Raw genomic sequence first — 23,593 nt, forward strand, 5'->3', positions numbered from 1 at the left:
TCAAAGGAGTTGCCCCATGAAGATTCGTGATTTCGGCGTTGAAATCTGGATGAACCGCTACGAGAACAATTGCGAACTGAACATCGCCGAGACCTGCGTCGAATCCCTCACCGTCGCCGAGCTCCTGGAGATGGCGGGCAAGACCGACACGATCCTCTCCGAGCTTCTGCCGATGAAGCTGACCTATGGCGCGATCGAGGGCAGCGAGCGCCTGCGCAAGCTGGTCGCCGGCCTCTACGAAAAGCAGGCGATGGAAAATGTCGTCATCACGCATGGCGCGATCGGCGCCAACGCGCTGGTGCACGGCACGCTCGTCGAGCGAGGCGACCGCGTCATCTCGGTGCTGCCGACCTATCAGCAGCATTATTCCATCCCGGAAAGCATCGGCGCCGACGTGCAGATCCTCCGGCTGACGGAGGCGACCGGCTTCCTGCCCGATCTTGAGGAACTGAAGCGGCTGGCAACGCCGGGCACGAAGCTCATCGCCATCAACAACCCCAACAACCCGACCGGTGCGCTGATGGACCGCGCCTATCTGGAGCAGATCGTCGAGATCGCCCGGGCCGCCGGTGCCTGGATCCTCTGTGACGAGGTTTACCGCGGCACGGACCAGGAAGGCGACGGCATGACCGCCTCGATCGCCGACCTCTACGAGAAGGGCATCAGCACCGCCAGCATGTCGAAGACCTTCGCGCTCGCGGGCCTTCGCCTCGGCTGGATCGCCGGCCCGGTGGACCTGCTGCACGCCGTCTCCATCCATCGCGACTACAACACGATCAGCGTCGGCATGCTGGACGACCACTTCGCCGCTATCGCGCTGGAAAACCGCGACAAGATCCTCGCCCGCAGCCGCGCCATCACCCGCACCAACCTCGCCACGCTCTCGGCCTGGGTCGATGGCGAGCCGCTGATCTCCTGGATCAAGCCGAAATCCGGCACCACCGCGCTCCTGAAATACCACCTGCCCCTCTCTTCCGTGGAGTTCTGCGAAAGGCTGCTGGCGCGCACCGGCGTGATGCTGACGCCCGGCAGCGCCATGGACATGGAAGGTTATGTTCGGATCGGCTTCACCAACAACGGCAACGTGCTGGAGGAGGGGCTTGCCCGCCTGTCGACCTTCCTTGCGGAACAGCAGGCGGAAGCCGCCTGACGGCGTGACGAGGGGAGAAACAGACATGCAGTCGAATATGGCCGTCAAGATCGCCGGCATGAACAAGTGGTACGGCGCCTTCCATGTGCTGCGGGACATCGATCTCGACGTGCTGCAGGGCGAGCGCATCGTCATCGCCGGCCCGTCGGGCTCCGGCAAGTCGACGATGATCCGCTGCATCAACCGCCTGGAAGAACACCAGAAGGGCCAGATCGTCGTCGACGGCATCGAGCTGACCAACGACCTGAAGAAGATCGACGAGGTGCGCCGCGAGGTCGGCATGGTGTTCCAGCACTTCAACCTCTTCCCCCATCTGACGATCCTGGAAAACTGCACGCTCGCCCCGATCTGGGTGCGCAAGATACCGAAGAAGGACGCCGAGGAAGTGGCGATGCACTATCTCAAGCGCGTCAAGATCCCCGAGCAGGCGAACAAGTATCCCGGCCAGCTCTCCGGCGGCCAGCAGCAGCGCGTGGCGATCGCCCGCTCGCTGTGCATGAAGCCGAAGATCATGCTGTTCGACGAGCCGACCTCGGCGCTCGACCCGGAAATGGTGAAGGAAGTGCTCGACACGATGGTCTCGCTCGCCGAGGAAGGCATGACCATGCTGTGCGTGACGCACGAAATGGGCTTTGCCCGCCAGGTCGCCAACCGCGTCATCTTCATGGACCAGGGCCAGATCGTCGAGCAGAACTCGCCGGCCGAGTTCTTCGACAACCCGCAGCACGAGCGCACCAGGCTCTTCCTCAGCCAGATCCTGCATTGAAACACGGTTTCACCGGAGAGATGCTCCGCCGCTGCCTGCCGCCTGGATTCGATGCCATGGGTGCGATAGCTGCCGCTGGTCGTGCGCACCAAACCGACGCCAGGGCGCTATCGGCGGGATCCTTGAATCTCACGAGCAGAGCCCGTCGATCAACGCGATGCCGAGATCGGGGCGATGCCTGCGCCTCAACTCGGACGGCGTCTCCCGCAGCACGACCTCCAGGGTCGGGCGCACATGGCCTTCGAGGAAATGGCCGCCCTTGGTGCTTCCATCCGAAAAACCGAGCACGACATGCAGATGCAGGCTCGGCTTGCCTTCGTCGTCCACCGCCACGTCGCCGATCATGCTGAGGACTTCCGATTGCACTTCGACGGGGATCTTCCTGTAGTTCTTCGTCTCGAACTCGAAGAAGGCGATCGTCGCCGCACGAAAGGCACCGATGGCCATGATCGAGGCTGCGGTTATACCCTCCCTCTCCACAAAATCGGTGATGCACCTGAAGGCCTCGTCGCCCGTATCGAGAACGAGGATGAACGTGCGCTCGCCCGCGTCGCTTGCCAGAAGTTTGTGCTTCATCGTCTATCTCCCGTGATGAAGGGAAAAGATCCGAAGCGCTCTTCTGTTCCGCCCGGTCAGGAGGCGGCCGTCGCTTTCCGGCCGCCGGCCACGGCAATCGTCGCCAGTGCCGAGCGGATGGCCGACGGTGACGACGCCTTGGCAAGGGCGCAGGTGGCGGTCGTGAGCGAACCGACGCGGATCGACTGGCCGCCGCGGGCATTGGCGAGCGCAAACATGGTCTCATCCGTCAGGTCGTCGCCGATCGCGATCGGCAGGCGTCCTGCGAAGGCGGGCTGTTCCAGATAGCGTGCGACGGCCTCTCCCTTGTCGGCGCGGGAGGGGCGGACCTCGAAGACCATCTTGCCGGGTTGCAGCACCCAGGCGGGGCCAGCCTCCTCGGCAAAGTCGCGCATGATCTTTTCAAGCGTCGTGTCATAAGCGGGCGCCAGCCGGTAATGCGCGGCGACGGCAGCGCCCTTGTCCTCGATCAGCACGCCGTCCATCCAGGCCGTCTGCTCCACGAGGCGCTGTTTCAGTGCGGCAAAGGCCGGCGTCGCCGAGACAACCGAGGTCGCGCCGTCCGCGCCCCTGAATTCCGCGCCATGCAGGCCGGCGATGGGAAAGCGGAAGGGAGCGAACAGTCCATCGGCGAAAGGAAGGCTTCGTCCGGTGACCAGCGCCAGCGCGCCGCCGAGGCGGGCGGAAACCGCATCAAGGTTCCCCGGAAGCGACAGGGGGACCTGGATGGCATCCGGCGTCGCCGCGAGATCGAGCAGCGTTCCGTCGATATCGAGGAAAAGCGCCCAGCGCTCCGGTTCGTCGGCAAGACGGCGGACGAGATGACGGGTTGCGGCATCCGACGGCCGCAATTTCTCCAGTTCGTTCATCGGCAAGCAAGTAGATCGCGATCGCCGGGCGGCAAGGGCTGACGTCGAAGTCCCTGCCGGAACAAGTTTTTCCCCGGCGCATTGTGCCCTCGCACCGGGCAGAGGAGCCGACATGGGCAAGCAGAAGAACAAGCCGCGACAGACCGAAGACAACAGCGCCCCCGTCATTCACGGCGCGGATGACCTGCCCGCCGTCGCGGTGACCAGCTACAATCTCGAACTGAGCGACAAGGACGGCTTCATCGGCGACCAGGCCAACAAGTCCGCCTTCCGCGACGCCATCGAGGCATGGCGGAAACGGGTTCGCGCGGGCGGCGCGGATCCGCTGGGCGACGTGCCGACGGACGATCTTTCCAAGAAGGAGATCGACGCGCTGCTCAAGGAAGGGGAAACGGAGGCCGCATCCCTGGTGCTTGCGGCGATCGACGACTTTGCAACCGGTCTTGCGGGCGTTCTTGCGCGCTATCTCAAGGAGGAGGCCTGGAAAGGCACGGAGCGGATCGTGGTCGGCGGCGGCTTCAAGGACAGCCGGGCCGGCCTGATGGCAATCGCCCGCGCCCAGATCCGGCTCAAGGCCGAGGGGCTGAAGGTGGAAATCATGCCGATCGCCCATCATCCGGACGAGGCCGGGCTGCTCGGCGCGGTGCACCTCATTCCCTCGTGGATGCTGAAGGGCCACGATGCGATCCTCGCCGTCGATATCGGCGGCACCAACATCCGCGCAGGCCTCGTCAAGCTCAACCTCGACGATAAGCCGGATTTTTCCAGGGCCAAGGTCTGGAAGTCGGAGCTATGGCGCCATGCCGAAGACGAACCTCGCCGCACGGCCACCATCGAATATCTCGTGCGGATGATCGAAGCCCTCGTCGCCAAGGCAAAGAAGGCCAAGCTCGCGCTGGCACCGGTGATCGGCATCGGCTGCCCGGGCATCATCGCCCCCGACGGCTCGATCGCACGGGGTGGCCAGAACCTGCCGGGCGGCAATTGGGAAAGCACACATTTCAATCTTCCCGAGGCCTTGCGCAAGGCAATTCCCGAGATCGCCGGTCAGCCGACCTTCATCATCATGCACAACGATGCCGTCGTGCAGGGCCTGTCGGAAGTGCCGCGCATGGCGGATGTAACGCGCTGGGCCGCCGTGACGATCGGTACCGGCCTCGGCAATGCCAGCTTCGCCCGCAAGGAAACGTGACCGGCCGAAGCAGGATCGCAAAGCCGGCAACCCGGTCCACCGGGAATCCCGGCTGAAGCGCTACGTGCACAAACAATGATGTCGACGGCACGATCCGTCATCTTCGCTCCCGATGAGTGAAGGACCAGGCGCGCCTTGCAGATGGCTCACAATGCCGCAAGAAGCGCCCTGCCTCTCCCGTGCAGGAACACGCTCTGCGAAAAACAACGCCATATGAAGCGAAGAGTCTGTCCACCTCATCCGTTGAACAGACAGTCGCAGCAAATTCAGCCTTGAAAGCACTAATGAAGTGCTTTATATATTTCATCATGGCAACGAAGTTCACATCCAGTCTCAGGCTCATCCTTCAACCCACGCCGGACATGCGCCGTGCGCTGTCCGAGACGCTGGCGGCCTACCAGCAGGCCATGGCGATCCTGGACCGGACAAAGGGCGCCAATGTCGTGGCGCTGCACCAGGCGGCCTATGAGGAGATCCGCGCGACGACGGGGCTTCCCGCCCGCCTTGTCACGCTCGCGCTGCGCGACCACGGCCGCCGCACGCCGGGAGAGGTCGTCGCGGATATTCCGCTCGACTCCAAGCTCTTCGCGGTCAAGGGCCCGGACAGCGTGAGCATCGCGACGCTCGACGGCCGCATCGTGCTGCCCTACGCGGCAAGCGGCTATCGCGAGGGCTGGGCGGATTTTGCCGAAGCGCGGCTCGTCTTTGCCGGGTCGTCCATCTGTCTCTATGCCGGCATCCAGGCCGGCATCCATTCGAAGAAGGAGGCTTCCATGTCCAACGAAGGTATCCTCGCCCGCCTCGGGCGCGTCATCGCCGGCGTCGTCAACACGGCGGTCGATGCCGCCGAGGCGTCGAACCCGGTCGCCGTGGCGCAGCAGGCCGTCCGCGAGATCGGCGCGATCGCCGAGGAAGCCCGCGCGGCGCTCGGCGTCGCCATGGCCGCCGGCCATCGGCTGAAGGCCAAGGCCGACGACCTCGACGCGGAGATCCGCGACCTCGACGAGAAGATCAAGGTCGGGCTGGAAAACGGCCGGGAAGACCTCGCCCGCGCCGCCACCGGCGTCCAGATCGACCTCGAAGCCCAGCGCGACGCGTTGTCCAAGGCCATCCTGGAGAATGCCGGCGAGATCGCCGATGCCGAGGCGACGCTGCGCAGCATCGCCTCGGCCCGCGCCGACGCGATGAAGCGGCTGGAGGATGCACGGCGTGCCGAGCGCGCTGCCCCGACGGCCGCCACCCCGTCCCAGCGCAACGACCGGCGCCTTGCCGATGCGCTCGAAGCCGTCGAGCGTGTCACCGGCGTTCCTTCCAAGCCGGCCATGGAAGGCACGGCGGAGGTCGAGGAACTGGGGCGCCTGCAGCGCCAGAAGGCGATCGAGGCACGCCTTGCCGCCTTTAGGCAGGGTGAGCGCTGATGGAATCCATCGTCCACCCGGGGACCGCTCCCTTCTGGATCGCGCTCCTGACGGTGGCGGGCCTCGGCATCGTCGAACTGGTCTCGGTGCTGCTCGGCGCGTCCGCCTCCGGGCTGATCGACGACGGCCTCGACTTCAACGGACCGGGTGACGCGGAATCCGGCCTTCTCGGCGGGTGGATGTCCTGGCTCAATGCCGGCGGCGTGCCTATCCTGGTGCTTGCCGTCATCCTGCTCTCCGCCTTCTCGGCAGCCGGCTTTGCGCTGCAGGCGGTCATCTCGCAGTTCCGCGAGCCGCTGCCGCTCTACGCCGCCGTCACCGGCGCGCTCGCCGTCGCCATCCCCGTCACCCGCTGGTCATCGCGCGGGCTGGCGCGGATCATCCCGCGCGACGAGACCAGCGTACAGGAACAGGCCGATTTCATCGGCCTCGTCGGAACGGTGACGCTCGGGCCGCTCGACCAGGGCCATCCCGGCACGGTGCGCATCAAGGACCGCTACGACAACATCCACACGCTGCGTGCCCGGGCCGTGCCGGGGCATGTGATCGAGACGGGCGCGTCCGTGCTCATCGTCGACGGCAAGGACGGCCTCTTCCAGGCCATTCCCGCCCCGGCGGCGCTCGAAGACGGCCACTATCCCAACAACGGAGGGTAAACGATCATGGACTTCCTCTCGGTAGGAATCATCGCCGGGGTCATCGTGACGGCGATCGTCGTCATCGGCATCATCATGACCTCGCTCTACACCCGCGCCACACGCGACAAGGCCTATGTGCGCACCGGTCTCGGCGGCAAGAAGGTCGTGCTCGACGGCGGATCGGTCATCCTGCCGATCTTCCACTCCTATTCCTGGGTGTCGCTCAGCACGCTGCGGCTCGAGGTCAAGCGCGCCGAAAACGAATCGCTGATCACCAAGGACCGCATGCGCGCCGACATCACCGCGGAGTTCTACGTCCGCGTGAAGCCGGATTCGGAGAACATCGCCCTCGCCGCCCAGACGCTCGGCGACCGCACGAACGACGCGGATGCGCTGAAGACGCTCGTCGAGGCGAAGTTCGTCGACGGCCTGCGCTCGGTGGCCGCCACCATGTCGCTGCGCGACCTGCAGGAGCAGCGCGCCGAATTCGTCAAATCCGTGCAGGCCGCCGTCGCGCATGACCTGCAATCGAACGGCCTCGAACTGGAATCGGTATCGCTGACCCGCCTCGACCAGACGGACATCAAGCATTTCAACCCGAACAACAGTTTTGACGCCGAGGGCCTCACCGCGCTCACCAAGATCACCGAGGAGCGCAAGCGCGAGCGCAACCAGATCGTCCGCGACAACGAGGTGGAGATCGCCACCAAGGACCGCGAAGCCGCGCTACGCCGCCTCACCATCGAGCGCGAGCAGCGCGACGCTGAGCTGACGCAGGAACGCGACATCGCCAACAAGACCGCAGAGACGCGCGCGGAAGCGGCCAGGGCCGAACAGCTCGCCCGTCTCAGCGAGGAAACCGCCCGGCTCGACACCGAAAAGGGCATTGCCGAGCGCGACTCCCAGGCGCGCCAGGCCCGCGAGACCGCCCGGATCGATGCCGAACGCGGCATTGCCGAGCGCGAGGCGGAAGCCCGCCGCGTGACGGAGACCGCCCGCATCGACGCCGCCATCGCCGTCGCCGAGAAGAGCGAGCAGGAACAGGCCGCCCGCGCCAAGGCCGACGAGGCGAAGGCCGCCGCCATCACCGCCGAGGAACAGGTGACGACGGCACGGGAAGTCGAGATCGCCGAGCGCGCCAAGCGCATCGCGGTGCTCGATGCGCGCAAGGCCGCCGAACAGGAGGCGACCGCCATCACCGTCAAGGCCGAGGCCGAGCGCCAGGCGGCCGAAAACCTCGCCGCCGCAACGAAGATCCAGGCGCAGGCCGATGCGGAAGCCGCCAAGATCAAGGCGACGGGCGTCATCGAGCTCGGCCAGGCCGAAGCCCAGGCCGAGCGCGCGCTCAACGAAGCCCGCAACGCCCTTTCGGCCAGCATCATCGAGTTCGAGCTCGCCCGTGCCCGTGTCGCCATCATCCCGCAGGCGCTGGAGCAGGCGATGAAGCCGATCGAAAAGATCTCCGACATCCGCATCTTCAGCGCCGGCGGCCTCGCCGGTGCGCTGGCGGGCAACGGCAGCAATGGCGGCGATGGGGCGGGACATGCCGTCGGCGACCTCAGCAGCCAGCTTCTCAGCTTCACGGCCCAGAAACCCATCCTCGACGAGATCCTCGCACAGGCCGGCTTCAAGGGTGCCGACCCGACGCAGGCCCTGCTCGCCGCCTCCGTCGGCAACGCAGCGGCAAGGGTGCCCGCCGAAGGCGCCAAGGCAAGAACCGGGGACGCCGATTGAGCGCCTGAAGAAAACGAGGCCGCCGGATGAACCCGGCGGCCTTGCCGCTTTTGACGGAAGGAGACAGATCATGGCAGCCACCCGTTCGATCCGCCGCCCCGCCCGCCATCTCGGTACCGCGCTTCTCGCGCTCGTGCTTACCGCGACATCCGCCCTTGCCCAGGCCACCGATGTGCTCGGCATACCAGGTCCGATCGATTTCGAAGGCGACGCCTACAGGCTCGCCTGGAGCGCGCAGCCCGCCGCAACCTACATCAAGCAGGAATATCTTCCGGACGGACAGCGCGCCGAGCGATACGACCAGATGATCCTGGTCGAAACCGTCACAAGCGGCATCACCGTCATGGATGCCGTCCGCGCCCAGGTGGCGATGCTGAACCAGCGCAAGGCGACAGACCCGCTCGTCAACATGGACGTCATCCAGAACGAGGCGGCCGGCGAGGCGCTGCTCGATTTCATCGTCAGCAGCAAGGATACCGACGGGCAATACATCGTCGAATGGAACGCCTACCGCTATGCCCGCTACAGCGATGCCGGCGGCAAGCCCGGCGTCATGCTCTTCGGCATCAGCCGCCGCGCCTACGGCAACGCCGCCGCCAAGGACCTGCTGACGCAGCTGAAAGCGCTCAGGCCCGGCAGGGTCAAGGCGCTGACGCAAGTGCGCCTGCCCCGGCCTGCGCCGTGAACCTGTGGGGCCGGTTTTCGCACGGCCCATGGGTCTGGTAAACGCAAGCAAGGGCGCGACCGGTCTCACGTAGCAAGGACCGTTGACGGCGACCTCATCTTGCCGTTCCTCCGCCAATGCCTTACGCACGCGCCTCGCCGCCCGCAATTCGGCTTCCGGAGGATCGGTGGACACCGGCAAGAGTATGCAACGGACATATCCGATCAGTGTGGGCATGCGGCTAAACATTGCCAGCCGAACCGGAAAGAACAGGGATTGCATGCCACTGTTTTCGCGACAATACCGTCAGCATTGGAGATGTCCAAAGGGCGTACAACGCGGGATGGATAGCGATGCCGCTGGACAAATAGCCTGTCCATCGCGCACTCCGCGATAGCCAGAGCACCGGATGGCTGAGCCGAGGCCAAACTGCTATCCTTACGACGGCAGATGCACTCCACCGCACAACAGAGCCCGCCGGCAGCCGTCAATGTGCGGATAGGCATGGAGGGAGTGCCTCCATACGTTAAAATAAACGCCAGAAGTGCAGTTTCAGTCCATACCGAAGTCAGAACCGCACAGATTGTGCAGGCCGGAGGATGCCGGATAAGATTGCCTTATCGCTCGTTTTGTTCATTATAGGGGAATGGACCGATTCGACGACGAAAACACCGACAATCACCCCCCGCAACCCTCCGCGGAGCCGCAGGACGCAGCGATGGCCGAAGGCAAGTCCGCCACCGCCGTTGCGGCATCCGTGCCTCCCCGCCTGCCGACCCACCTGCAGGATCTCACGGATCGTGCCCGCGGGTATGTCGAGGCGGCGAGCTCCGTCAACACGCGAAAAGCCTACGCCTCCGACTGGAAGCATTTTTCCGCCTGGTGCCGGCGCCAGAACCTGGCTGCCCTTCCCCCCGATCCTGAGGTCGTCGGCCTCTATATCACCGCCTGCGCCTCCGGCACGGCCGAGCGTGGCGGCAAGCCCAACACCGTCTCCACGATCGAGCGCCGCCTTGCGGCGATCGGATGGAACTGCGCGCAGCGCGGCACGAAGCTCGACCGCAAGGATCGTGCCATCGCCACCGTCATGGCCGGCATCCGCAACCGGCATGCCGCCCCGCCGCGCCAGAAGGAAGCCCTGCTTCCCGAGGACCTCATCGCCATGCTGGAAACGCTCGACCGCGGCACGCTGCGGGGCCTGCGCGACCGGGCCATGCTGCTCGTCGGCTTTGCCGGAGGCCTGCGCCGCTCGGAGATCACCGGCCTCGATCTCGGGCGCGACCAGAGCGAGGACGGGCGCGGCTGGATCGAGATCTTCGACAAGGGCGCTCTGGTAACGCTGCGCGGCAAGACCGGCTGGCGCGAGGTGGAGATCGGCCGCGGTTCGTCCGACGCCACCTGCCCCGTCACCGCGCTCGAGACCTGGATCCGCTTCGCGAAGATCGCCCGGGGTCCGCTGTTCCGCCGTGTCACCGGCCAGGGCAAGGATGTCGGCCCGGACCGGCTCAACGACCAGGAGGTGGCGCGCCTCGTCAAGAAGGCGGCGTTGGCCGCCGGGGTGCGCGGCGACCTGTCGGAAGCCGAGCGGGCACAGAAATTCGCCGGCCATTCGCTGCGCGCCGGCCTCGCCTCTTCGGCCGAAGTCGACGAGCGCCATGTGCAAAAGCAGCTCGGCCACGCCTCGGCCGAAATGACCCGCCGTTACCAGCGCCGCCGCGATCGCTTCCGCGTCAATCTTACAAAGGCCGCGGGTCTCTGATCCGCGCTTGACGCCTTGCGCCTTCGCCCTGTGATTTTCGCACGTCACACCAAGCGACGTGATTTAAGATCGCCTGCACAGGTTCGCAGCGGTGCTTCGAATGTTGAGGTCATCTCTCCGAGTAAAAATCTTGCCATTCCATCCGCCTGCACGATGAAAGAGACGAATGCTTTTTCTCACCGGCATCTCCAGGATTGCGCGCAAGGCTCGGGCGAGGTTTGTCAGGATAGATTCTCGGGAACTCGGCACGGAACGCAGCGGCAACAGGACATCACAATGAGCGAACTGCAGAACAAGGCGGTCACTCTGGCAACGCAAGAGGAAGGTGATCTCTCCTCGCAATTGCCCTCTGATCGCTGCGCCCCGTTTCTCAAGAGCGCACTGGATCTTCATTTCGCCCTTGGCGGCGATGACGAGGCGCTGGATGCGCTTGTCCACGCACATCGTTCGGCCGATCGCCTCAGGGTGGATGCAGCGGTCGCCAATGTGGTGATCGAGCTGGCCGTTGCCAGCCACCTCAACGATATCGACATGGTCCAGGCCACATACAATCGCCTCGACGTGGAACTCGGCAATCCACGCCATTCGAAATAGGAACAAGGGCCGCGGAGCCAAAGGAAGACGATACGAGTGCGATGGGCCGTATTTCAAAACCCTGACAGTTGGCAGGGTTTTCCGATCTCCGGCCATCACCCGGCCTTTCTGTTCCCCCCGCTCTGCCCCCGAAGAAGCGCCATAAGAACCGGCCCAAGGGAAAACTCTCCCCGTTCCGCCCGACGCGCCAAATCCCGAAGATAGCCCCCCGGGGAGTTGATGTGCCCTGCCCGTTCGAGAATGCAGGCCACCGCCACGGCCGCGTTCTCCGCCCCCATCACCTCGCAAGCTTCCTGGTAGGCAGACGGACTGACGCCGAGCATGGACCGCACCACCACGGCGGCCGACATCAGGTCCTTCCATCCACCGATCTTGCCACCGGGGCCATACATCGCAATGTCGGGGCATGCATTCAGGACCATGCCAAGCGGGAAATTGCGGAGCGGCGTGCTGGGCGCCTCATCGCTTCCCCCGCCTTCGCCCCCTGCTCTTTTTCAGAGCGAGGTTCAAGTTCATGGATGGATTCGGGTTTTGAATTCTGTATGTGACGCTCAACATGAGCATCATTGGTGCTGGTTTTCTCTGTATTCTGTTGCATTTCCAGGATGTTGATGATCTCGCCGCGGAGAAGCTCCATTTCATCGAGGGCTGCATGGACATCGCTCTCCGCCGGAGTGCGCGGGAGCCTCGCGAGAACGCCGATATAGATCGCTTCGATCGCCTCCCAATCGCCCGGAGCGCCCTCCTCCACGGCGGCGGAAATCAGCTTGCGAACGTCGCGCCGGCAGATCGTCAGGTTCTCCTTCGCTCGGCGGAAAGCCAGGCGGTCCGCGACGACCTGCTGGGCGAGCATCGCCAGCTCTTCGGCACGGGAGAGCAGCGGCGAAAGATCGAAGCCGAACGCCGTTTCGATACCGCCCGTCTTGTCCTTGCGCGCATAACGCTTGCCGTTTGCGCTGTCCTTGCGCACAATCAGGCCCGCATCGACGAGCAGGCCGAGATGCCGCCGGAGCGTGGCGCCCGCGATGCCATGTGCACGCAAGGCCAATTGCGCATTCGATGGAAAGACGATGAGCTGCGCGTCCTGACGCAGTTCATTGTCCGGATAGAAACTCAAAAGCGCATCCAGCACCGCCAGGCTTCTGTCCTGCAGGCCCAGCAATCCCCTCGCCTCCGAAGCGTCCCGAAAGACCTTCCATTTATCCGCTGTCTTGCCCGGCTTGATTCCAGCCGTCGCCAATTGCCGCTGCACAAGCGCAAGCGACATCGGCCGCCGCCCGAAGGGCGTCGTCACATATCCACTCTGCATTTTCCTTCACCTTGCAAAAGGCAAAAGAAATCCGCTCGCCCAAAATGAAGCCAAGGACTCTTGACTACGATTCGTGGAAATGCGATTCTCGAGGTGCTAAATCAGAGAGGGGCTTCCACGACGGCAACGTTTTGGGGGCCTTTTTCTTTTGCTGCGCTTCCTTTCCTGTCATCCGAAACCCTGACAGCTGTCAGGGTTGTCACTCATCATCCCGCAGGCGGGAAAATCGATCGGCAAGGCCCGGCAATTCGGCCTCCACGAATTTCAGGAACGCGGCGCCAAGGGCGCCTTCCGCAGAAATCCGCACTTCCTTCGCCGAGGCCGTCATCGCGCCGAGCTTCCGGCCGTTCCCATCGGCAAGCGCGGTCACCGCGGCGGTTTTTCCCGACGCGGCCGGTTTCACCGCATCGAGAACCCGCTGAAATCGCTGATCAGATGACTGGGCTTCACCGGCCTTGCTCGACAGGACTGCTCTGATGGTGTCGAGGGATTGCCCGTCACCCGTCACGATTTTGGCAAGGTCGAGCCAGCGCGGCCTGCCGACCTTCGGCGCCCGTCCGATGGCCTCGATGATATCGGCCGGAAGCGCGCGGTAGACGCTGCGCATCCTTGCAAGCTCGGCGTCCTCGATCGAAAGCGCCGCATAGATGTGGCGCGCCTTTATCCCCGCCTCATCCATGCGCGATGCGAAGAGGGCGCGCTCGATCCATGTCAAATCCTGGCGGCTGGCATTCTCGATGCCCTGCGCGAGAACCAGATCGAGATCCGATATCTCCACTTCGATCGCACGAACGGGTTTGCCGAGTTGCTTGGCGGCACGCCAGCGGCGATGACCGTAGACGATCTGGTAGCGGCCAGCGGAGGAGGGGTGCTTGCGAACCTGGATGGGAACCTGTTGTCCTTCGCTCTCGATCGAGCGCTTGAACGCCTCGAAGCTGGTCGCGTCGTCGTCCGGCAATCGGTCGGGGTAGGGGGAGGGGTCGATCAGCGCGGCATCCAGCTCCCGGACGGATCCGCCACCCGCCTCCACAAGCGCCTTCAGCCGGTCCCGCTCCGAGCGGATATCGTCGATCGCACGGTGGGCGGCGCCGATGACGCCAGCACCGACGCGCTGCGTCGGAACCGCCGGGGCCGGCTGTTCCACGTCCGCAAGCTTGTTCTCCAGTTCCGCCGACAGCAGGCCGAAGCTGGCGACGATCGATTTGCGGGATGATTTGCTCATGTCCGCCCCCAGCTGTCATTGATCAGCCGGACGATCGCCTCGTTGACGCCATCGACCGCTTCGCGCGCACGCTTGTGGGTGTCCCGCCCGATCTGGCCCATTTCGAGTTCGTATATCGAGCGTTTCGCAAGGCCGGCCGCTTCGACCGCCGTACTTTCGATCGCGGTCGGAAGAAGCACGTCCGTGCCGAACATGTGCCGCAGCATCGCAACGACCTGCGACTGCGGCGCGTCGTTCGGATCATGACGGGTGACGAGATAGCGGATGAAATCCTGATCCAGTTGGGCGCCGCTTTCGTTCAGGACGCTGATGAGGTCGCCCATCATCAGCAGGAACTGGCTCATCGATGCGACATCCAGCATGGCCGGGTGCACGGTGATGATCATGCTGGTGGCCGCATAAATGGCGCTCAGGGTCAGGAAGCCGAGCGAGGGCGGCGTGTCCAGGATGACGACGTCATAATCTGCCTCGACCTCCGAAAGGGCGAGCTTCAGCCTTTCGAAGAAAATCGCGCCGGAGCCCGACTTGTTCGCCAGGACACGAGGCGTCTCATGCTCGTATTCCATGACCTCCAGATTGCCGGGAACGAGGTCGATCCCTTCGAAATAGGTCTTGCGAATGACCTCGCGGATCGGGCGCCGCTCGGTGTCGTCATAGCGCAGGGCCGCATAGATCGTCTCGTTCGAACCGACATCCACCTCCGGCTGGAAACCGAACATGGCGGACAAGGATGCCTGCGGATCGAGGTCGAGCGCGAGAACGCGGTACCCCTGGAGCGCCAGATAGTGGGAAAGGTGCACGCAGGTCGTCGTTTTCGCACTGCCACCCTTGAAGTTCGCGATCGCGATGACCTGGAGATGCTCGCCGGCGCGGCGGCGGGGAAGAAACCGCAAGGCCTCGGCCGGCTTCTGCTTTGCGAACAGCGCGCGAAGCTCATTGATCTGGGCCAGCGTATAGACGCGATGGTTGTTCTCCAGCCTGCTCGGGACCGGTCCGCGTCCTTCGATGGACATGAGCTTCAAGGTGGAATCGGGTATGGAGGTGAGCTTCGACACCTCGTTGGTCAAAAACGAACGAAGGGTCTTCTCCGATTTCGGAGGATACATGCGCGTTCTGAGCTGCTGCAATTGCGCCGACAGAAGCCCCGCATGGCGCATGATCTTGCCGCCTGCGTCTTCCTTGGTGCCGACAATTGGGTCTACTCGATTTGCTATCGCCATGTCTTCCTCTTGGCGGCCTTAAGCCGGTTTGCCGGCCATTGCCCGCCAAAGATAGAACACGATTCTCCCGGACCGTCCAGAAGTTTAGGGTTAACAAAAGGTTAATAGGAACAGCCGGACATCCGCAACCACGCCGTTTTCCAATGCCGCGCTGATGATCTCGCGGCAGTTTCCGTGCCGAACAGCAGGGCAAAAGCCGGCATTTTCAATTGCATGCAGCCGCCGGCGATCTTTCTTCGTGCGGCCAGATCTACATGGTCCACAGGACCGAAATCGGTGCGGCCTGCAATTTCTCCCCGAAGGGGGTGATGCGATCATGATCGTGCAGGACCAGCCCGCGGACGAACCGGTCGCCCACGGCGTCCTGGAGCTGGCGCAATCCACGGAAATCGTCCGGCTTCACCGTCGCGGAAGCCTTCACCTCGATGCCGATAATGCGGCCCCGACGATCCTCGATGATCACATCGACCTCATCCTGGTCCTTGGTTCGATAATGCGAGAATGCAAGGCGCCGCTCGGACCAGGAGGCAAGTTTCAGGATCTCCGAGACGACGAAGCTTTCGAGCAGGGGGCCGAACCGCGTCCGGTCCCGGGCAAGCCGCTCCGCCTCGTCTTCCCGCAGTGCCGCGAGCAGCCCGGTATCGACGAAATGCAGTTTCGGCGTCTTGATCAGCCGGCTGAGGCGATTGTTCGACCAGGGCGAAAGCGTTCTTACGAGAAACAGCCGCTCGAGAATCGCGACATATTTCTGGGCCGTGACACTCGACAGGCCGAGCGCCGCGCCGAAGCTGCTATGGTTGACCAGTTGCCCGGCATGCTCGGCGAGCACGTTCAAAAGGCGCGGCAGTCGATCGAGTTGATCGATATTTGCGATATCGCGCACGTCGCGATCCAGGATAAGGGTCACATAGTCCTCAAGCCACGCGGTTCGGCGCGGTGCGGTCGACCGACGCAGAACCTCCGGAAAGCCGCCCTTCAAGACCACGTCCACCAGGCCACCGCCAAAGACGGCCCCATCGCCGGTGGCCGGCTCCTCGCCATCAAAGAGACGATCGAGCAAGCGGCCGGGGGTGGAGAGGATTTCGGACTGGGCGAACGGGAAAAGGGAGATGACGGCCATGCGCCCGGCCAGGGAATCGGCAATAGCCGGCATCGTCGCCAGATTGGCCGAGCCCGTCAGCAGGAACCGGCCCGGTTCCTCATCCCGGTCGACACTCTCCTTGATCGCCAGCATCAGGTCGGGCGCGCGCTGCACCTCATCGATGACAGCCCGCCTGATGCCGCGTATGAAGCCGATCGGATCGGACTTCGCGGCACTGAGCGTGCCGGCGTCGTCCAATGTCATGAACGGTCGGTCGTCACTGGCAAACATGCGTGCCAATGTCGTCTTGCCGGCCTGGCGAGGACCGGCGATCAGCACCACGCGCGTATCGGCCAAGGCGGTTTCGACGTTCTGGCGAACCTTGCGTTCGATATGGAGGCGGGGCAGGGGGGGCGAAGTCATGCGGCCATTCTTAACGGATAATCCGTCTGATTTAAAGTCTATTCCCGTCCATTTTTAAATCCAAATGCGTCCAAACTTGACCGCAGCCGCTCTCCGACACGAAATGGCAACCCTGCGCGGCCTTGGCATACGGAATGTCCACCCTCCCGTGGATCACCTCGACAAAGCGGTCCGCAGCGATAGAGATCCTGCCTGGAGTGCAGGCAATCCTGGAGATCAAACACCGCTACGCGGTCCCCATTGCCGGGCGAGCGAAAGGCAGTCGCACCAGAACAGCATGGCACCGGTCGTCGACACGCTGCGCAACGAGACGGCGGCGGCGGCATGGGCGAGTTCGAGGCACTGGGCGAGGGGCCATCCCTCGTGAAGGCCGTAGAGCATGCCGGCAGCGAAGGCGTCGCCCGCCCCGTTCGCGCCCTTGATCTCCGCCTCGGGAATGGCGATGGACGGCAGGATCGCGCTTTCTCCCGCACGGGTGATGGCGATGGCGAAGGCGGGGCAATGCACGGTGACCAGCTTCAGCGCGCCGCGCTCCAAGACCGCGCGCGCGGCGCGCAGGCAGGCATCCTTGTCGGACGCACCGTCCACGATGGTCTCGACGCCGGCGATCGCGCCGATCTCCATGTCGTTGACAATAAGGAAATCGAGATGCGGCAGGCAGGGCGCGACGAGCCGGGCCATCAGGCCGCGATCGATGCTCGCCAGTTCCAGGTTTGTCTGAAGGCCCGCCGCGCGCGCCTTCTTCAGCACCGCCACCCAGCCGTTCGGCTCGTCCCGCCAGGGCGCGTCGAGAATGCGGTGCACGCCCGGCAGGCCGAGATGCAGGTAGCGCATGCGCGTTTCGGAAAAGTCGAAATGATCGGGCGTCAAAAGCGCGCCCGTTCCGGCATGGAAGATATGGGTGCGCCGATGCGAGCGCAGCGAGACATAGGCGTCGCAAAACTGTGTGGCGGCGTCCGGCGTCACCGTCATCTGGCGCGCGTCGATGCCGGCGGCAATGGCCGTATCCCTCAGGTAGCGCCCGTCGTCGTCATCCCCGACAAGGCCGATCGTCTCGACAGGGATCGACGGGTCGAGGCGCTTGATGTCGAGCGCCAGATTGCAGCTCGAACCACCGCCATGGCGCTCCTCCTCGAAGAGCTCGGCGAGGCCGTCCTCGCCCGGCCAGTGGCTGACCGTGCGGTTGTAGTCCGCGCACCAGGTCCCGCCCGTGAGAACGCCTCGCCGTCCGCCAGTCATCTGCTCTCTTCCGGCTTGAGCACGGCTTCCGTGACGACGTTGTCGTCGGAGAGCTCGCGCAGCGGCTTGATCCCGTCCCCGGAAAGGCTCGCGTGATAGGCCTTCACCGCCTCCGACGGGGAGATCGACCCGGACGCGACCTCACGCATGAAGCGCACCATCGCCAGCGGGTCTTCTGCGAGATTGATCTTGCGCCCGAACAGCGCGACGCGCGCGCCAAACCGCTCGGCCTGGTGAAGAAGCTCGAAGCAGTCGCGCGTCGTGCCCGCGCCGCCGCCGAGAACGCCGACGATGACGCTCGGATCGTAGGAGGCGAGTTCGTCCAGCGCCTTTGCGCCGTTGAACGGGATTTTCAGGAACTGCGGCCGGTCCGCCTTGGTGACGCCGGCAAGGCATCGCATCATCACGTCGTTGACGTAGTGGGGAACCAGCTCGGGGTCGATTCCACACTCCACATTGGGATTGAAGACCTCGAGGAAATACTTGAAATTGTTGCGTGCCGCATCCTCGCGGAACCAATGGAACGCCTCCAGCGCCTCGTAGTCGCGGTCGAGGTCGTTGTTGAAGGTGATGGAGTAGAGGCCGAGATCCGTGCCCGTGATCGGCGCGCCGGGCGCGGGGTCGATCGTGCCGGTGGCGACGCGCGAGAGGGACGCCGTGCGGAAGGGACGCGAGGGCTGTTTCGAATAGGTCGCGCCGCGGCAGACCCAGACGTCGGTCGTGTCGTTGGCGCGGATCGCCGGCTTGACGGCGCTTCCCCGGAAGACGCCCATATCCGTCAGCGCCTCCATGTTGGAGGCCGAGGTGAGCATGATGTCGACGATGTCCTGTTCGACGACGGCGCGGATGTTCTGCAGGAATTCCGGGCGGGTGTAATGGCGCGACCAGCTGCCGTCCTTCGCCCGCTTCGGGCCGCAGGAGGTGATGGACGGGCCCATGTCGCCGTCCTTGGCGTCGGCGATGATGAAATCGCTGCGGGTGTAGTTTCCGGCGCGGATGCGCGCGAGCTTCTGGTCAAGGCGGTACATGTCTTGCTCCGTTCGGGACAGGGTCAGGCGGTCGCCGCGCCGGTCATGATGGCGACGACGTCGTTCATGGAATGGGTCTTGGGGGTGACCACGGCCGCGCGCCGGCCGAGGCGCATGATATGGATGCGGTCGGCGATGTCGAAGACGTTCGGCATGTTGTGGCTGATCAGGACGACCGGCAGGCCGCGGTCGCGGATCGAGCGGATCAGCTCCAGCACCTGGCCGGTCTCACGGACGCCCAGCGCCGCCGTCGGCTCGTCCATGATGACGAGCTTGCGGGCGAAGAGCGCAGCGCGCGCCACCGCGACGCCCTGCCGCTGGCCGCCCGACAACGACTCCACCGGATTGTCGATCGCCGGCAGGCGGAACTTCAGTTCGCCCATGGCCCGGCGCGCCTCCTCGCGCATGCGCTTCTTGTCAAGGCGGCGGAAGAGGCTGCCGAGCAGGCCCGGTGCGCGCAATTCGCGGCCGAGGAAGAGGTTGGCGGCAATGTCGAGCGCGGGCGCGACGGCGAGGTCCTGGTAGACCGTCTCGATGCCGGCGTGGCGCGCGTCGAGCGGGCCCTTGAAATGCACCGGCGCGCCATCGAGCAGGATGTCGCCGCTGGTCGGATGCACGGCCCCAGTCAACGTCTTGATGAGTGTCGACTTGCCGGCGCCGTTGTCGCCGACGACGGCGAGGATCTCGCCGGCGCGCAGCTCGAAATCGACGCCGTCGAGCGCGGTGACATGGCCGTAGGTCTTCACCACATTGCGCGCTTCGAGAACCACATGCGGGGAATGGTCGGCCATCAGCTCTTCCTCCGGGACATCTGGTCAAGCGCCACGGCGATGATGACGAGGATGCCGGTCACGAGGTCCTGCCAGAGCGGATCGATGCCGGCGAGCGTCAGGCCGTTGCGCAAAACGCCGACGATGAGCGCGCCGATCAGCGTGCCGATGAGGCCGCCGCGCCCGCCGAACAGGCTGGTGCCGCCGATCACCACGGCGGTGATGGAATCGAGATTGGCGCTCTGCATGGCATTCGGGTCCGCATTCGGGATGCGCCCGAGCGCGAGCCAGGCCGCGATGCCGTAGATGAGGCCGGCGAGCACGTAGACCGAGAGCAGGTGGCGGCGCACCGGGATGCCGACGAGGCGGGCGGCCTCGGCATTGTTGCCGATGGCGTAGACGTGGCGGCCCCATTTCGTCTGGTTCAGGAGATACCAGACAATGGCATAGAGCGTGAACATGATCAGCACGCCATAGGTCAGCACGAAGCCGCCGAGCTTCATCGTGTTGCCCGTCCAGGCGAGGAAGGGGTCGCGCACCGGAAAGGCGCCCCCTTCGGAGATCAGCCGCAGCGCGGCGGTCAGGATGCCGAGAATGCCGAGCGTGACGATGAAGGGCGGGAGCCTGAGGCCGGAAACGAGGCCGCCTGCCGCAAGGCCCGCAGCCGTGCAGAGCAGGATGGCAAAGCCCATGGAGAGCACGGGGTCGTAACCGAGATTGACCAGCTTGCCGGCGACGATGGTGCCGAGCACGCAGATCGCCCCGACGGCAAGGTCGATGCCGGCCGTCAGGATCACCAGCGTCTGGCCGATCGCCAGAACGCCGATGATGACCGTCTGCTGCAAAATGATCGACAGGTTGTGGGTCGCGAGAAAACGGGGATTGGTCAGCGCGAAGATCACGCAGAAGCCGAGAAGGACCAGGAGCGGGCCCACCGAGGGCGTTCCCAGGATGCGGGCCGTGAGGCTCCGCGGCGTCTCGGCGTCGGAAACGGTGGCTGTGTTCATGGGCATCCCGTGCATCAGGTTTTGCGCGGCCGATCACCCGGTCGGGACCGCGGCGACGCAAGGCCGCGCACGATCCCGCCGGGAGAAAGAGGATCAGTCACCCCAGCAGTTTTCGAGACCCCAGGCGGTGTCCTTCGATTCCAGGCCCTCGACGGGCTTGTCGGTGATCAGGAAGGAGCCGGTGTTGACGAAGCCGCTCGGCTTCGTGCCGGAGGCTGCATATTCCACGACAGCGTCGACACCCATGGAGGCCATCTTGTAGGGGAACTGCATGACGGTCGCGGCGATCTTGCCGTCCTTCACGTCGCGCACGCCGGCGCAGCCGCCGTCGATCGAGGTGAGCATCACATCGGCTTCCTTGCCGAAGGATTTCAGCGCCGCATAGGCGCCGGCCGCGGCCGGTTCGTTGATCGTGTAGACAGCGTTGATATCGCCGTTCTTGGAGAGCAGGTTCTCCATGCCGACCTGGCCCTTGTCCTGCGCGCCGTTGGTGATGGCCGCGCCCGCGATCGACGGATCGCCCTCGGCGATGCCGAAGCCCTTGAGGTAACCATCGTGGCGGAAGGTGTCGACCGTGCCGCCGGGCGTGCCGTCCAGCATGGCGACGACCGCCTGCTTGTCGCCCATCGCCTTGCGGGCATAGGCGCCCTGCTGCACGCCGGCCTCGAAATTGTCCGTGGCAAAGGTGGCGTCGACGGCGTCTGCCGGGTCCGTCGCCGTATCGAGCGCGATGACGAGAACGCCGGCCTCGCGAGCCTTCTTGATGACGTCGAGCATGCCCGACGAATTGTTCGGCGTGACGAGGATGCCCTTGGCACCGGCGCTGATCAGGTCCTCGATGGCGGCGACCTGGCCTTCGTTGTCGCCGTCGAACTTGCCGGCACGGGCGATCAGCTTGACGCCCTTCTCCGCGGCGCGGGCCTCGGCGGCCTGGCGCATCTTGACGAAGAACGGGTTGACCTCGGTTTTCGTGACTAGGCCGACGATGACCTCCTGGGCGCTGGCAGAGCCTGCGCCAAGCGCAAGACCGAGCGCGAGCCCGACGGCGGAATATGCGGATGCGCGAATGCGATGAAGCGACATGAAATCCTCCCAGATCCAACGGCGCCGCGGAGCCCCTCCGGCTCTTTTGGCGGGCACGGCCTCTCCTCAAAGGCCAAGGGGATTAGGTCATCTCTTTTGGATAAAGTCAAATGGCGATTACATGTCTTTTGTATATTTTTATCCAAAAATATTGTCGTCACACGACGGGACCGGTTTCCAGCCCGCGCAGCGCGCGAAGGGCGGCGCGCACATGTTCCCTACCCGCAAGGTCGCGATAGATGTCATAGGCCACCTGGTAGCGCCGTGCGTGTGCGGCACGCGGCGTGACCTGCCCGACGCTCCTCGCACCGAACCGCTCCGCGCCTTCGGCGTAGGTGGCGACGGTTCCGGCCGCCACCGCACCGTGGATCGCCGCGCCCACCGCGGTGGCGTTGGCGATTTCAGGCACCTCCACGGGATGGTCGAGCACATCGGCCATGATCTGGATCAGCAGCGGATTGGCGCGGGCAAGGCCGCTCGCCATCAGCACGCGCTCGGCCGGCAGCCCGCCGGCAGGAAAGAGATCATGGATCGCCCGCGCGCCGAAACAGAGGCTTTCCATCAAGGCAAGGTAGATTTCCGCTGCCGTCGTTTCCCGCGTCAGGCCTGCGAGGAGCCCGGAAAGCGCGCCGTCCGCATAGGGCACGCGGTTGCCGCCGAGCCAGTCGAGCGCGACGAGCCGCCCCGCCGCGGGCGCACGTTCCGCCGCCTCGGCGTTATAGGCGCGAAAACTCCCGTCCCTATCCGCCCCGCGCGGAAAGGCGCGCACGAACCAGGCGAGCGTGTCGCCGAAACTCGGCTGGCCGGCCTCATAACACCAGAGCTGGCGCATGGAGCCGTCGAAGGCGACGCCCTCGATACCCGGCGGCAGCGGCCGATAGACGTCGCTGAGATAGAGATAGGCTGCCGACGTGCCGAGCGCGCCGACGAAGGCGCCCGGTGTCACGCCGCCGATCGCCGGCAGCATGACATGGGAATCGATGACCGCGACGGCGACGATCGCCTCTCCCTCGATCCCCGTCAGGTCGCGCCATTGCGGCGACAGCGCCCCGGCGGGCGAGCCGACGGGGAGCGGCGTCGCCAGCCGCCGGTCGAGATCCGCCACGACGCCCTGCGGATAACCGGTCGCCGCGGAAAACTGCGCCTTGTAGGCGGCAAAGCCGAGGCCACGCGCCTCCCGCCCCGTCAACTGCCAGGCGAGCCAGTCGCCACCCTCGATGAAGCGGTCCGTCTCCGCCCAGAGCGCTGGCGCCTCCGCGGCGATCTGCGCGGCCTTCGCCAGCAGCCATTCCCCGGAAACCCGCCCACCGAAATTGGCGAGGAACGGGCCGGGTCGCGCATTGATCGTGTCGGCATAGGCCTGGGCGTTGTGCTTCCACAGCTTGACATAGGCATGCGGCGCTTCGGGATAAAGACGCGAGAGCGGCACGCCATCGACCCGGGCGGGCAGGGGCGAACTTGCGGTGAAGCCGAGGCCGATCCCCTCGACGGTCCGCCCGCGCCCCAGCCGCGAAAGAATCTCGAAGGCCGCCTCCGTATAGTCCTCGGCGTTCTGCAGCGCGAAATCCGGCGGCAGCGGCGTTCCGTGCGGAAGCGACCGGGTCATGATCCCGTACCGGTAGGGATGGACATGATGCGCCACCTGCCGCCCGCTCTCGACCTCGACCAGCACGCCCCGCGCCGATTCCGATCCGTAGTCCAGTCCGATGAGATAGGTGGTCACTGGGCGCCTCTCCGCAGGGGGTCATGCGCCATATACACAAATCCATACATAAATAGCAATCTTATGTATATTATCATACATAAGTATTTGTCGCCACAAAACTCCACGCTTTATCTCATCCGCCTTTG

At 64.8% G+C, this 23,593-nt stretch carries 20 protein-coding genes and 1 pseudogene; 9 read left to right on the forward strand and 12 right to left on the reverse strand.

Going from position 1 to position 23,593, the window contains the following annotated elements; translation table 11 throughout:
* Positions 1–16 precede the first annotated feature (16 nt).
* Positions 17–1,150 carry an aminotransferase gene (locus tag shn_RS32360; RefSeq protein WP_064334552.1) on the forward strand — a complete coding sequence of 378 codons (1,134 nt, stop codon included), beginning with the start codon at positions 17–19 and terminating at the stop codon, positions 1,148–1,150.
* A gap of 25 nt (positions 1,151–1,175) precedes the next feature.
* The gene (locus tag shn_RS32365; RefSeq protein ID WP_064334553.1) at positions 1,176–1,916 is read left to right on the forward strand and encodes an amino acid ABC transporter ATP-binding protein; all 741 of its coding nucleotides are present in this window, start codon (positions 1,176–1,178) and stop codon (positions 1,914–1,916) included.
* A gap of 129 nt (positions 1,917–2,045) precedes the next feature.
* On the opposite strand, the gene shn_RS32370 is transcribed toward shn_RS32365, so the two are convergent.
* On the reverse strand, positions 2,046–2,492 hold the full coding sequence (locus tag shn_RS32370) for a PPC domain-containing DNA-binding protein (RefSeq protein WP_064334554.1): 447 nt from the start codon (positions 2,490–2,492) through the stop codon (positions 2,046–2,048).
* 56 nt (positions 2,493–2,548) lie between these two features.
* The gene (gene otsB, locus shn_RS32375) at positions 2,549–3,361 is read right to left on the reverse strand and encodes a trehalose-phosphatase (RefSeq protein ID WP_064334555.1); all 813 of its coding nucleotides are present in this window, start codon (positions 3,359–3,361) and stop codon (positions 2,549–2,551) included.
* Between the two features lie 112 nt (positions 3,362–3,473).
* Here otsB and shn_RS32380 point away from each other — a divergent pair, with 112 nt between their 5' ends.
* From shn_RS32380 to shn_RS32410, 7 genes are all read left to right on the forward strand, one after another.
* Complete coding sequence (locus shn_RS32380; RefSeq protein ID WP_064334556.1) at positions 3,474–4,553, forward strand: ROK family protein; 1,080 nt, start codon at positions 3,474–3,476, stop codon at positions 4,551–4,553.
* Positions 4,554–4,861: 308 nt separating this feature from the next.
* Positions 4,862–5,971, forward strand: a complete 1,110-nt coding sequence (locus shn_RS32385; RefSeq protein ID WP_064334636.1) for a PspA/IM30 family protein — start codon at positions 4,862–4,864, stop codon at positions 5,969–5,971.
* The gene (locus tag shn_RS32390; RefSeq protein ID WP_064334557.1) at positions 5,971–6,627 is read left to right on the forward strand and encodes an OB-fold-containig protein; all 657 of its coding nucleotides are present in this window, start codon (positions 5,971–5,973) and stop codon (positions 6,625–6,627) included. Before shn_RS32385 ends, shn_RS32390 begins: the two co-directional genes overlap by 1 nt.
* A gap of 6 nt (positions 6,628–6,633) precedes the next feature.
* Positions 6,634–8,343 (forward strand): flotillin family protein, encoded by a 1,710-nt coding sequence (locus shn_RS32395; protein WP_064334558.1) that lies wholly within the window; start codon positions 6,634–6,636, stop codon positions 8,341–8,343.
* Positions 8,344–8,413: 70 nt separating this feature from the next.
* Positions 8,414–9,028: a hypothetical protein gene (locus shn_RS32400; RefSeq protein ID WP_064334559.1), complete on the forward strand. Its 615-nt coding sequence runs from the start codon at positions 8,414–8,416 to the stop codon at positions 9,026–9,028.
* A gap of 697 nt (positions 9,029–9,725) precedes the next feature.
* Positions 9,726–10,766 carry a tyrosine-type recombinase/integrase gene (locus shn_RS32405; RefSeq protein WP_371328641.1) on the forward strand — a complete coding sequence of 347 codons (1,041 nt, stop codon included), beginning with the start codon at positions 9,726–9,728 and terminating at the stop codon, positions 10,764–10,766.
* Between the two features lie 276 nt (positions 10,767–11,042).
* Positions 11,043–11,360, forward strand: a complete 318-nt coding sequence (locus shn_RS32410; protein ID WP_064334561.1) for a hypothetical protein — start codon at positions 11,043–11,045, stop codon at positions 11,358–11,360.
* 95 nt (positions 11,361–11,455) lie between these two features.
* On the opposite strand, the pseudogene repC reads toward shn_RS32410, so the two are convergent.
* The 10 genes and pseudogenes from repC to shn_RS32460 all read right to left on the reverse strand — a co-directional run bounded on the left by repC (position 11,456) and on the right by shn_RS32460 (position 23,465).
* A pseudogene (repC, locus tag shn_RS32415) lies at positions 11,456–12,669 on the reverse strand (plasmid replication protein RepC).
* Positions 12,670–12,868: 199 nt separating this feature from the next.
* Positions 12,869–13,891 carry a plasmid partitioning protein RepB gene (gene repB / locus shn_RS32420; protein ID WP_064334562.1) on the reverse strand — a complete coding sequence of 341 codons (1,023 nt, stop codon included), beginning with the start codon at positions 13,889–13,891 and terminating at the stop codon, positions 12,869–12,871.
* Positions 13,888–15,111 carry a plasmid partitioning protein RepA gene (repA, locus tag shn_RS32425; RefSeq protein ID WP_064334563.1) on the reverse strand — a complete coding sequence of 408 codons (1,224 nt, stop codon included), beginning with the start codon at positions 15,109–15,111 and terminating at the stop codon, positions 13,888–13,890. The genes repB and repA overlap by 4 nt, the downstream gene beginning before the upstream one ends.
* A gap of 250 nt (positions 15,112–15,361) precedes the next feature.
* On the reverse strand, positions 15,362–16,615 hold the full coding sequence (locus shn_RS32430; protein ID WP_064334564.1) for an ATP-binding protein: 1,254 nt from the start codon (positions 16,613–16,615) through the stop codon (positions 15,362–15,364).
* 216 nt (positions 16,616–16,831) lie between these two features.
* Positions 16,832–17,854 carry a carbohydrate kinase family protein gene (locus shn_RS32435; RefSeq protein ID WP_064334565.1) on the reverse strand — a complete coding sequence of 341 codons (1,023 nt, stop codon included), beginning with the start codon at positions 17,852–17,854 and terminating at the stop codon, positions 16,832–16,834.
* Positions 17,851–18,882 (reverse strand): hypothetical protein, encoded by a 1,032-nt coding sequence (locus shn_RS32440; protein ID WP_064334566.1) that lies wholly within the window; start codon positions 18,880–18,882, stop codon positions 17,851–17,853. The genes shn_RS32435 and shn_RS32440 overlap by 4 nt, the downstream gene beginning before the upstream one ends.
* 23 nt (positions 18,883–18,905) lie before the next feature.
* The gene (locus shn_RS32445; RefSeq protein WP_084438725.1) at positions 18,906–19,673 is read right to left on the reverse strand and encodes an ATP-binding cassette domain-containing protein; all 768 of its coding nucleotides are present in this window, start codon (positions 19,671–19,673) and stop codon (positions 18,906–18,908) included.
* Positions 19,673–20,659, reverse strand: a complete 987-nt coding sequence (locus tag shn_RS32450; RefSeq protein ID WP_064334637.1) for an ABC transporter permease — start codon at positions 20,657–20,659, stop codon at positions 19,673–19,675. The genes shn_RS32445 and shn_RS32450 overlap by 1 nt, the downstream gene beginning before the upstream one ends.
* Before the next feature lie 93 nt (positions 20,660–20,752).
* Positions 20,753–21,742, reverse strand: coding sequence for a substrate-binding domain-containing protein (locus shn_RS32455; RefSeq protein WP_064334568.1), 990 nt, complete (start codon positions 21,740–21,742; stop codon positions 20,753–20,755).
* Between the two features lie 157 nt (positions 21,743–21,899).
* The gene (locus shn_RS32460) at positions 21,900–23,465 is read right to left on the reverse strand and encodes an FGGY-family carbohydrate kinase (protein ID WP_064334569.1); all 1,566 of its coding nucleotides are present in this window, start codon (positions 23,463–23,465) and stop codon (positions 21,900–21,902) included.
* Positions 23,466–23,593: the final 128 nt, after the last annotated feature.

Source organism: Shinella sp. HZN7, assembly GCF_001652565.1.
Lineage (GTDB): Bacteria > Pseudomonadota > Alphaproteobacteria > Rhizobiales > Rhizobiaceae > Shinella > Shinella granuli.